Consider the following 11,446-nt stretch of genomic DNA (forward strand, 5'->3'; position numbering starts at 1 on the left):
TATTTCTGCATCCCAGCGATTGCTCTACAAATCCCCGGGGCAATCGGAGACGGCCATGGACCTGCGGCAGCTTGAGTATTTTCTACGTGTTGCGCAGCGCTGCAACATTTCGCTGGCGGCCGTTGAGCTCAATATCACGCAGCCCACGCTGACCAAGAGCATAAAGCTTCTCGAGGACGAACTCGGCGTCAAGCTGTTCGAGCGCTTGCCGCGGGGTGTCGCCTTGACTGATGTCGGGTTGCGCCTCCTGCGCCATGCCGAGGCCGTGCATGTTCAGGTGAGGGACGCGAGCCAGGAGATTGCCTCGCTGCGCAGCGGCACGTTCGGCACGGTGACGATCGGCGCGGGCCCTGCCTGGCTGCGGCGCAACCTGCCTTTGGCGGTCGCGGAAGTGATGAAGCAGCATCCGGGCATCCAGCTCCGTGTCGAGGGCGGCTTCGACGAGGCGCTCTTCCGGGCGTTGCGTGACGGCGAATTGGACTTCGTGGTGGCGGAGCTTCCCTCTCCCGAGGACAGGCGCGATGTCGAGGTCACCCCGCTCACATCCGACAATCTCGGGGTGGTCTGCCGCGCGGGACACCCGCTGGCCCGGCGGCGGCGTCTGTCCATGCGTGACGTCCTCACCTACCCCTGGGTCATGCCGCCGCGCACGACGCGCGCGCACCGCCGCTTCGACGCATTGTTCGTCGCGCACGACCTTCCACCCCCGACGAGTTGCCTGGAGACCGGCTCGCTCGCCTTCCTCATCAACGTTCTCCTCCATTCCGACGCCCTAACCTTCACCGTGTCGAAGACCCTCGTCACGCGCGAGGGCAAGGACCTAGTCATGCTGGACGCGCCGGATCTCACCGTCAGGCGCGAGGCTGGCATCGTGATCCGGCGCGGCGGCTGGCTGTCGCCTGCCGCGCAGCATGTCGCGGACGCGTTGAAGGCCATCTGCGCCGCCGAGCCGGAGAATTAGAGAATGTTCCAATCTGATGGAATCGCTGAGCCGCAGCCGTCATGGCCGGGCTTTGTCCCGGCCATCCCGATCAGTATGGCTCGCGCCCTCTAGATCGGGATCCCCGGCACAAGGCCGGGATGACGCCGGTGGGACACGTGCCTTGAGCCATTCCTTGTGTCTATGGCTTCGGCATGAAAAGTTGTTTGTGCGCATAGCATAGATGTGCAACGCTCCCCTTTCAAAATACGTGGCCGCGATAATGCCCGGCCCGCCTTGGGGAGGATGTTCATGAGTCACACCAAGACCTTCTTGAACCGTCGTGACATGCTGGCTGGCGCGGGGGCTGGTCTTGCGCTGTCGGCGCTGGCGACGGGCCACGGGGCTAGAGCCGCGTCTGTCCCGCCGTTCACCATCGTCATCAACCAGTCGCCCTGGTTCGAGAGCTTCCGCAAGACGGTCGAACTCTACGAGAAGGAAACCGGCAACAAGGTCGAGCTGGACGTCAATCCCTTCGCCGGCTCCCTGGAGAAGCAGCGCAATTCGGTGCGCGCGTCACGCGGCCAGTACGACCTCCTCATCATGAACTCGGGCTGGTTCGCGGAGATGTATTTCGGCGGTTTCGTCGATGCGATCTCGGACATCGATCCCAGCTTCAAGCTCGACCCGGATGTCTACTCGCTGGGCGAGACAATTTACTTCGATCCGGTCAAGAAGACGATGACGAAGACCGGAAAATTGATGTCGATGCCGATCTCGCCACTGATCCCTCTCCTCTACTATCGTGGCGATCTCTACAAGGAGGCCGGCCTCAAGGCGCCCGAAACCTTCGCCGAACTGGAGACGAACGCGCGCCATTTCCAGAAGCCTCCACGCATGTATGGCATCGTCCAGCGTGGGGCACGCGGCCCGCATACGGTCGCCTACGATTTCTACCCATATCTCTACGGCTTCGGCGGCGGCATCTTCAAGGATCAGGCCGCCGGGGACTATTCCGTTGTCCTGAACGACGAGAAGGGGCGCACGGCGCTCGATTATTATGTCCGCCTCGCCAAGGAAGCGGGGCATCCGAAGACCGCCTCGCTCGACCAAGCCGAAGTGATCCAGAACATGGTGACCGGCAAGGCCGCCCACATCATGATGGTCATCGCGGCATGGTCCCAGATGGACGATCCGGCCAAGTCGGCGGTCGTCGACAAGGTCGAGTTTGCGCCGACGCCCCATGCGCCCGGCCTGCCGACCGCGCCCGGCCTTGGCCATTGGCTCGGCGGCATCGCCCGCAATGTCCCGGATGATCGCAAGCGCGCGGCGGTCGAGTTCCTGCGTTGGTTCCAGACCAAGGATGCGCAGGTCGCGACGGCGAAGCTCGGCGGCATTCCGATCAATGCGGCAGCCTATCGCGATCCCATCTCTCAGGAACGGCAGTTCCGCTGGATGAAGCCGCTTGCGGAATCCCTGCCGCATGCGGTGAACATCTACCAGTTCCCCGAGGCCAGCGAAGTCATCGCCATCCTTGAACTCGGCCTCAACCGGGCGGTCGCCGGCGAGATCACATCGGTCGAGGCTCTCAACTCCATGTCGGACCAGATCCAGACAGTCATGGCCAAGTATAATTACAATACCGGCAAGTTGCCGCCGTTGCGCTGAGGCTTCCGTGTCCATGGCTTCACGCAGCATCGCGATCCCCGCACCTGATGTCGCGGTGCGGCGATCCTCCACCGCCGCGAGGCTCGGCGACGACCGGACCTGGCGGTGGGCGACCTTTGGTCCGGCGCTATTGCTGATGCTGGCGCTGAGCGTGCTGCCGCTGGCCAATCTTTTCATCACAAGCTTCTACAATGTGACATGGGCGGAGGGGGCCGCCACCTGGACACCAGTTGCCCTCGATCACTACCGGGCCCTGCCGGCCGATGCCCTGTTCCGCGCGGGCCTTTTCAACACGCTCATCTTCGCGGTCGGCGCCGTTGGCGGCCAGATGGTGATCGGCTTCGCGCTCGCCCTGCTCTGCAGCCGCGTCGCCCACGGGCGCATCCTCTATCGCACCGTCTTCATCCTGCCGATCCTGATCCCCGGCATCGTCGTCGGCGCCATCTGGAAGTTGATGCTGAACTACGACTTCGGCCTCATCAACCAGGCGATCGGGCTCATCGGCATGGATCCCCGCGACTGGCTCGGCGCGAGCGAGACGGCGCTTGCGTCGGTTATCGTGGTCGATATCTGGCACTGGACCCCGTTCTGCTTCCTGCTCTTCCTCGCGGGCCTCGAATCCCTGCCGCAGGACGTCTACGAGGCCGCCCGCGTCGATGGCGCCTCGGGCTGGCAGGAACTCGTCTACATCACCCTGCCGATGATGTGGCCGGCCATCGTCGTCACCTTCGCCTTCCGACTGGTGCTGGCCTTCAAGGTCTTCGACGAGGTCTATCTGCTCACGAGCGGTGGGCCAGGCACAGCGACGGAAGTTGTGAGCTTCACGCTCTACCAGCGCTTCTTCACGGAGGATCGCGTCGGCTATGGCGCAGCGATGTCGATCGCCGTGATCTTCATCGTGTCGCTGCTGCTCGTGCTGGCGCTGACGACGCGGCGGCGCTCGGAGGCCTCGTCATGAGAACGGGTTCCTCCGCGCCCCGGCATGTCGGCAGCCACGCCTTTCTGATTGCAGCGGCGATAGCCGTCGTCGCGCCGGTCGTATGGGTGATCGCTGCGGGCTTCCGCACACAGATTTCCCTGCTCACGGGCGAGTTCTTCTTCACGCCGGTGCTCACCAGCTTCACCGAGGTCCTGTTTTCGAAGACGTCCGATTTCCTGGTCAACTACCGGAACTCGTTGATTGTCGGCCTCATCAGCACGGCGCTCTGCCTTGTGATCGCGACGCTGGCGGCATGGTCGCTTCACCGCATGCGCTGGCCGCGCTGGGTCGTCCATGTCTTCCTGGCGTGGGCGCTTCTTTTCCACATGATCCCGCCGATCGCGCTGGCAGGCGCCTGGTTCACGATGGCGCGGGCGGTCGGGCTCGACAATACCTTCACGGCCCTGATCCTGGCCCATACCGTGCTCAACCTGCCGATGGCGCTTTGGCTCATGGGCGTGTTCGTGCGCGAGGTGCCGCGGGAACTCGAGGAAGCCGCAGCGATCGATGGTGCGTCCACCCCGCTTCTCTTGCGCAAGATCGTTCTGCCGATCATCGCGCCCGGCCTCGCGGCCACCGGTGTGCTGACCTTCGTCTTCAGCTGGAACGAATTCGCGGTGGCGCTCAACCTCACCATGAAGCAGACAGCGACAGTGCCGGTCGCCATCGCCAAATTCGCGCAGGACTTCGAGATTCTCTACACGCAAATGGCGGCGAGCGCGGCCCTGTCGATCCTGCCGGCACTCGTCCTGCTGCTCATCGGCCAACGTTACATCGTCAAGGGACTGACCCAAGGCGCCGTCAAATAGCGCGATCGAATAGCCCGCGTGAAAGCGGGCCGCCCGCCGTGGCGGGCCGGTTCAATGGAAGTGACCATGAAAGCAGTCTTCGTTCTGTTCGATTCGCTCAATCGCCATATGCTCGGGGCCTATGGCGGCACGCGCGTGCCGACCCCGAATTTCGATCGGCTCGCCGCACGAAGCCTTGCCTACGACACCCATTACGTCGGCAGCCTGCCCTGCATGCCCGCGCGCCGCGACATGCTCACCGGCCGGCTGACCTTTCTCCATCGCAGCTGGGGTCCGCTGGAGCCTTTCGACAACGCCTTTCCCGAGCTTCTGCACAATGCCGGCGTCTACAGCCATCTGATCACTGATCACTTCCATTACTGGGAGGACGGCGGGGCGACCTACCACAACCGCTACGACACGTATGAATTCGTGCGCGGCCAGGAAGGAGATCCCTGGAAGGCGATGGTCCAGCCCCATTGGGAGCGGCTGCGCGAGATGTATCATGCCCGCCAGTTCACCACGGAGCGGCGCGAGTATTTCTCGCAGAACATCATCAACAGGGAGTTCATCCGGGAGGAAAAGGACTTCCCCTCGGTTCAGTGCTTCGCGCATGGCTTCGAGTTCCTGGACCGCAACCGGGATGCCGACAACTGGCTCATGCAGATCGAGACCTTCGATCCGCATGAGCCCTTCACGGCGCCTGCCCGCTTCAAGCAGGCGTTCGACACGGGATGGACCGGCCCGATCCGCGATTGGCCCCGCTATGGCCGCGTCGACGAACTGCCGGAAGAATGCGAGGAACTGCGCGCCAATTATTACGCCATCGTCTCGATGTGCGATTTCCTCATGGGCGAGCTGCTCGATTACTTCGACAAACATGACCTGTGGAAGGACACGGCGCTCATCGTCACGACGGATCATGGCTTTCTGCTTGGCGAGCATGATTTCTGGGCGAAGAACCGCATGAATCTCTATGAGGAGATCGCCCATATCCCGCTCTTCGTGCACGATCCCCGCCATCCGCGCCCTGGCGAGCGCTGCGCCGCGCTGACCCAATCGGTCGATCTCGCGCCGACCTTTCTCGATCTCTTCGGCGTCGCATCCGCGCCTGAGATGGAAGGGCGCTCCCTCATCGCCGCCGCGCGCGGCGAACAGCTCCGCGATGCGGCGTTGTTCGGGTATTTCGGCGGGGCCGTGAATGTCGCCGATGGCCGTTATACCTACCATCGCTTTCCGGCGGATCTGAACAACCAGGAAATCTACCAGTATACGCTGATGCCGACCCATATCTTCTCGCCGTTCTCGACGGAGGAACTGTCACAGGCGAGCCTCTCCAACGGCTTTCCCTTCACGAAGGGCGCGAAGGTGCTGAAGGTGCCGGTCACCGATCGCTCACCGATGTACAATGTCTACGGTCCCGGCGCGCTCATCGAGAATGGAACGCGGCTCTATGATCTCGCCAGCGATCCCGGGCAGGAGAAGCCGCTGACGGAGCCCCGGACAGAGCAACGGTTGACCGACCTGATGAGCCGCTTGATGGCGGACAACGAGGCCCCGCCTGAGGCCTTCGCGCGTCTCGGCCTGACCGTGCCGGCATCGCGGGAAAGTGAAGAGGCTGCGACAGGGCCATGAAGGCTTCCTCCGTCAGAATGCGATCGGGGGACTTGCGCCAGTTCGCGGCCGTCCGCCGGATCACGCTGGACGACGGCCCAGAACGGGGTGTGCGGGCGCTTGCCTTTTCCACGGGCGGCGGGCTCGATTTCTGGGTGCTGTCCGATCGCTCGCTCGACATCGGACCGTTGTGGTGGCGCGGCCTGCCGCTGGCCTGGCAAGCTCCCACCGGCTTCATGAACCCCGCCCTGCACCATGCGGAAGGCGACCAGGGCTTCGGCTTCAACAGAAGCTTCTCGGGCTTTCTCGTCACCTGCGGGCTCGACCATATCCGGCAGCCCACTGAGGGCCATCCCCTTCACGGCCGGCTGCCCTTCACGCCGGCGCGGGTGACGGCCTACGGCGAGGATTGGGAGCGTGACGAGCCCGTCCTTTTCTGCGAGGGCGAAGTCGTCCAGGCGCGCCTCGGCGGCGAGGCATTCCGCCTGAAGAGGCGTATAGAGGCGGGCATCGGCGGCGGCAGCCTCTGCATCACCGATGTGGTGGAGAACATCGGCACAGCCGTAAGCCCGCAGGCGAGCCTCTACCATTTCAATCTCGGCTTCCCCGCGCTCGCTGACGGAACATATGTCGAGCGCAACGGGCAGCGTCTCCTCGGTCCCCTGGTCGTGCCGGATGCCGCCGCGTCCCGCGACAGCGTCGCGATGGCGATCGAGGATGGTGGCGGCGCGGGCTGCCGGGTCTTAGCGCCGTCGCTCGGACCAGCCGGGCTCGGCATCGATTTCGTCTGGGGACGGGAAACCCTGCCCTATCTCCAGCTCTGGCACGATCTGAGGCCACATATCTGCGTGCTCGGCATAGAGCCTTGCACCAGCGCGCGACGGGATGGCGGGCTGAGCGGTCCAGAAAATAAACTCGTGCCCGGTGAAAGGCGTATTTACCAATTACGAGTCACTATGCGCGAACTATCTGACGCTATTGATGTAACCGAGTTATAGAGACCACGACCATGAGGATCTGGGCAAAGGCCTCACAGGAGGCAAGGTTAGGCGGGCGCTTAGCCACGTTGGCGAAGCTGTTGCAGACAATCCGGCATAAGCGGGATGGCTACAAGCCGGAGCGCCATTATATGCGCGGGCCGGGGCCGAAGGCACTGGCTAAAGGCCGCGCGCAGAGCGCTCCTTAAGCCGTACGACGTTCAGGGATGACATGCTTCCCGCGCCGGCCATCAACTCTGTTGGCGTCCGGGCGAGCCGCGGGCTTGAGGCCGGAATCCATAACCAACGCGCTGCGTGAATGGCCGATGGCCTTTGTCCAAGACGGGCGGCTATCCAAGACCGGCAGCTGTCCACGACGGAAAGCGCCTGAAGGGCCGGCGTGGTATCGGGATCCCGGACAACGGCTGCGCCGTTTCCGGGATGACGGATGGATCACCGAGACCGCCGCATCGTCCGTGATCGCGCGAACTGTCGGCGTGACCGTCAGTTCGCCTGTTCGAGAACGCTCGGAGAGGTCGCGGCTCTCAGCTTCGCCGTCGCCGCCTCGTCGATGGCGAGCGGGGCGGGGCGGATAGCCACGGCGTAGATATCACGCGCTGCCTCAATCGACACGAGGCCGGCGCGCACATCGCCAAGCACACGCGCGGGATCACGCAATTTCGGTGCGCCGAACCCGCCCGCGCCGGCCGTGCGCATGCTGAGCACGTCCCCCTTCTTCAGAGCATAGGTTCCCTTGGAGTGGAGATAGCGCTCCTCCGGCGTATCGGGGTTGAGAACGGTGGCGGCGCAGATGCCGGAAAGGCCGCCTTCCAATCCATAAGGCTGGTTCTCGTAGCGGTCGCCGAGGTTGGTGACGAGCCCGACGTCGGCGACAAGGCGCAGGTCCTTGCGCAGCGCCATGCCGCCGCGAAAACGCCCTGCCCCGGCTGAGTCGGGAATGAGCTCCATGCGCTCGATGAAGACCGGCGCATTCATTTCCTGCACCTCGACCGGCGTGTTCGTGCCATTGGTGGGCGAGGTGGTCGCTTCCTGGCCGTCGCGGTGCCGGTGCGCGCCGACGCCGCCGACCGCCGACATCCATGCCAGGAACGGCTTGCCCGTGAAGGGGCTGACAGCACCGCTCACCTTGGGATTGCAGAAGCCGGAGCTTGCCGTGATGACGCGGTCAGGGACGACCTGGGCGAGAGCGCCCATCACCACCTCGTAGATGCGGTTGGCAGTCACCGCGCGCGCGCCGCTGGCGGCGCCCGGCCTCGGATTGACGAAGCTGCCCTGGGGCGCCCGGATCTCGATGCAGCGGATGATGCCGAAGTTCTGCGGTGCCCGCGGCAAAGTCACGGATTTGACCGCGGCGATGCAATAGGAGCGCGTATATTGCATATAGGCGTTCATGCCGGCTTCGCGCTGCGGGCCTGTGCCCTCGAAGTCGCAGATGATGCGGTCCTCGGCGATGGTCAAAGCCATCTGCATATGCACGGGTTCGGTGCCCGGGCCGACGTCGTCGAGCTTGTCCGAGAAGTGGTAGGTGCCCTTAGGCAACTCGTCGATGGCGGCGAGCATCGCCTCCTGGCTTTGCACCAGGATCTGGCGCATGCACGCTGCGAACTGCTCCGGGCCATACTGCTCGGCCAGCGCGCGTATGCGGTTGGCGCCCACCATGTTCGCGGCAAACTGCGCATGAAGGTCGCCGATCACGTCCTTGACGCGCACATTGGCCTCGACGATACGCAGGATCTCGCGGTTCGGCTCCCCGTTCCTGAACAGGAGCGTGGGAAGAAAGCGGATGCCTTCCTGGCAGGTCTCGCGGACGCCGACGACCTCCTCGCTGCCGGGGGCACTCCCGCCAACGTCGATATGGTGGGCGATGTTGACGGCATAGCCCACCAGCCGCTCGCCGAGATAGACCGGCGTCACCATGAAGAAGTCGGGGAGATGACCTGAGCCGATGGTCGGGTCATTGCAGATCACGGCGTCGCCCGGCCCGAGGCTGCCGACCGGATAGTAGTCCAGCATCTGGCGCACGGTGAACGCCATCGAGCCGAGATGGCCCGGGCTGTAGTCGCCCTGCGCCACCATATTGCCCTCCGCGTCGAAGACGCCGGTGGAGAAGTCGGATCCTTCACGCACGGTCATGGAGTAGGCGGTGCGCAGGAGCGTGCTGCCCATCTCAGCGGCCGTTGACAGAAGGCCGCCCCAGACCACCGAGAAGGTCACGGGGTCGATGGTCGTGTCCAAGGGTTCGATCGAGCTCATGACAGGCGCTCTCAGCTGAGTTCGGTGACAAGATTGCCATGCGGATCGACACGCGTTGTGCTGTCGGGCGGCAGGACGATGGTGGATTCGCGCTCCTCGACGATGGCAGGCCCTTTGACCACATCGCCCGCGCTGAGACGGTAGCGGTCATAGACGGTGCAGTTCGTGAAACCGTCCGTCTCGGGAAACCAGACCTGGCGCACGCCCTTGACGGCACGCGTCACGTCACCCTCGAGTGGCTCGAGATCCTCCATGGTGAGGACCGAGCCGATAGCGGTTGCCCGCAGGCGCCAGTGCACACCGACGACATCCCAGCCGGTTTCGAAGGTGCGCGCGCCATAAGAGCGCGCATAGGCTTCGAAAAAGGCCTCGCGCAGCGCGGGAAGGTCCGCCGCCGTGTAGGGATAGGGCGGCAGATCGACCGCGATCTCGTAGCCCTGACCGGCGAAGCGCATGTCACAGCTCGCCGTGAAGCGCTGGCGCTCCGGACTAACGCCGGATCGCTCCATCTGCTCGCGGGCGCGCGCCTCCAAATCCGCGAACAGGGCGTTGAGGGTCGGGATGACGGCCTCGTCGAGGGTCATGACCTGCGTGCGCGCAAGATCGAGCGAGGTCTCCGCCATGAGGAGGCCGACCGCGGATTCGACGCCGGCCGCGCGCGGAAACACGACCTTTGGGCAGCCGAGCATGCGGGCAAGCCGCGCACCATGGACCGGGCCCGCCCCGCCGAAGGGCACGAGCGCGAAGCTGCGCGGGTCCTTGCCGCAGCTGATGGTGACAGCCCGCGCGGCCTGGGCCATCTGCTGGGTGACGATCTCGTGGATGCCCCATGCGGCCTGCATGGTATCAAGACCAAGCGGCTGGGCGATCTCGCGGTCGATGGCCTCTCTGGCGCCAGCTCCGTCAAGGCTCATCTCGCCGCCGAGGAAATAGTCAGGATTGAGGTAACCGAGCGTCAGGTCCGCGTCAGTCACGGTCGGCCGCTTGCCGCCTCGGCCGTAACAGACGGGCCCCGGCACCGAGCCCGCGCTCTCCGGCCCGATCGAGATACCGCCGAGCTCGACCTTGGCGATCGAGCCGCCACCCGAACCGATCTCGATCAAGTCGACGGCAGGGATGCTGACGGGAAGGCCGCTCCCCTTCTTGAGATGGGTCATGTCCACCTCGAACTGGCTCGTCAGAAGCGGCTTGCCGCCTTCGACGAGACAGAGCTTCGCGGTGGTGCCGCCCATGTCGAAGGAAATGAGGTTGTCGGTGCCCGCCGCCGGTGCGAAGCGGGCGGCCGTGAGGACACCGGCCGCCGGCCCGCTCTCGATGATGCGGATCGGAAAGCGCTTGACCACATCGGCGGTGGCAACGCCTCCGTTCGATTGCATGATCAGCATGGGCCCATCGACGCCCATGCGCTTCAGCTCCTCGTCGAGCCGCTCCACATAGGTGGCGACACCCGGCATGACATAGGCGTTCATGACCGTCGTGCTGGTGCGCTCGAACTCGCGATAGAGCGGCGAAACGTCGGAGGAGATCGAGACCATGATCTCCGGCACCTCTTCCCGGAGGATCGCCTCGACCCGCCGCTCGTGATCGGAGTTGGCATAGCTGTGCAGGAAGCAGACGGCGACCGCCACGATGCCATTGGCGCGGAGCTGTTTCGCCACGTCACGCACGGCCGCCTCGTCGAGCTCCGTTTCGACCGAGCCGTCCCAAAGCATGCGCTCCGGCACCTCGAAGACATGGTGACGGGGCACGAGCGGAGCCGGACGGCCCGCCGCGTTGTCGTAGAGCTCCCAGCGCTTCTGACGGCCGATCAGGATCACGTCGCGAAAGCCGCGTGTGGTGATCAGGGCCGTCGGCGGCCCCTTCCGCTGAATCACCGTGTTGGTGGCTATCGTCGTGGCATGCACAACCTCGGAGACGGCCGACATATCACGCGAGCCCGACGCCATCAGGCCACGCAAGCCTTCAAAGACCGCCTCCGCGGGATCCGCCGGCGTGGAAAGCACCTTGCCGATATTGAAGCTGCCCGTCTCCGGATCCAACACGGCGAAGTCCGTGAAAGTACCGCCGATATCGATGCCGATACGCAGACCCATCTCACACCCCTCTCTGGGACGATTTGTTTAGCTACTTAACAACGACTTGGAAGTCAGATCAACCCGTTCGTCGGCGCAGCGACACATATTTTTACTATATTCTACATATAGTTACGAAGAACAGCTGCGATCGC

The 11,446-nt window shown here is 64.2% G+C and carries 8 protein-coding genes; 6 read left to right on the forward strand and 2 right to left on the reverse strand.

All coding sequences use genetic code 11. The annotated features are described in order from the left end of the window. Positions 1-55 precede the first annotated feature (55 nt). The 6 genes from KIO74_RS22690 (at position 56) to KIO74_RS22715 (ending at position 6,966) form a co-directional block, all read left to right on the forward strand. The gene (locus tag KIO74_RS22690; protein ID WP_213336962.1) at positions 56-961 is read left to right on the forward strand and encodes a LysR family transcriptional regulator; all 906 of its coding nucleotides are present in this window, start codon (positions 56-58) and stop codon (positions 959-961) included. 270 nt (positions 962-1,231) lie between these two features. Next, positions 1,232-2,587 (forward strand): extracellular solute-binding protein, encoded by a 1,356-nt coding sequence (locus KIO74_RS22695; RefSeq protein WP_213336965.1) that lies wholly within the window; start codon positions 1,232-1,234, stop codon positions 2,585-2,587. Between the two features lie 13 nt (positions 2,588-2,600). Continuing rightward, positions 2,601-3,545, forward strand: a complete 945-nt coding sequence (locus tag KIO74_RS22700) for a carbohydrate ABC transporter permease (RefSeq protein WP_213336968.1) — start codon at positions 2,601-2,603, stop codon at positions 3,543-3,545. Next, positions 3,542-4,375: a carbohydrate ABC transporter permease gene (locus KIO74_RS22705; protein ID WP_213336971.1), complete on the forward strand. Its 834-nt coding sequence runs from the start codon at positions 3,542-3,544 to the stop codon at positions 4,373-4,375. Before KIO74_RS22700 ends, KIO74_RS22705 begins: the two co-directional genes overlap by 4 nt. A 66-nt stretch (positions 4,376-4,441) precedes the next feature. Continuing rightward, on the forward strand, positions 4,442-5,989 hold the full coding sequence (locus KIO74_RS22710) for a sulfatase family protein (RefSeq protein ID WP_213336973.1): 1,548 nt from the start codon (positions 4,442-4,444) through the stop codon (positions 5,987-5,989). Further along, on the forward strand, positions 5,986-6,966 hold the full coding sequence (locus KIO74_RS22715) for a DUF4432 family protein (RefSeq protein WP_213336975.1): 981 nt from the start codon (positions 5,986-5,988) through the stop codon (positions 6,964-6,966). Before KIO74_RS22710 ends, KIO74_RS22715 begins: the two co-directional genes overlap by 4 nt. A gap of 483 nt (positions 6,967-7,449) precedes the next feature. On the opposite strand, the gene KIO74_RS22720 is transcribed toward KIO74_RS22715, so the two are convergent. Together KIO74_RS22720 and KIO74_RS22725 are read right to left on the reverse strand one after the other, a co-directional pair. Continuing rightward, positions 7,450-9,219 carry a hydantoinase B/oxoprolinase family protein gene (locus KIO74_RS22720; protein ID WP_213336977.1) on the reverse strand — a complete coding sequence of 590 codons (1,770 nt, stop codon included), beginning with the start codon at positions 9,217-9,219 and terminating at the stop codon, positions 7,450-7,452. An 11-nt stretch (positions 9,220-9,230) separates the two neighbouring features. After that, positions 9,231-11,312 carry a hydantoinase/oxoprolinase family protein gene (locus KIO74_RS22725; RefSeq protein WP_213336979.1) on the reverse strand — a complete coding sequence of 694 codons (2,082 nt, stop codon included), beginning with the start codon at positions 11,310-11,312 and terminating at the stop codon, positions 9,231-9,233. Positions 11,313-11,446: the final 134 nt, after the last annotated feature.

This window comes from Chelatococcus sp. HY11 (assembly GCF_018398335.1).
Lineage (GTDB): Bacteria > Pseudomonadota > Alphaproteobacteria > Rhizobiales > Beijerinckiaceae > Chelatococcus.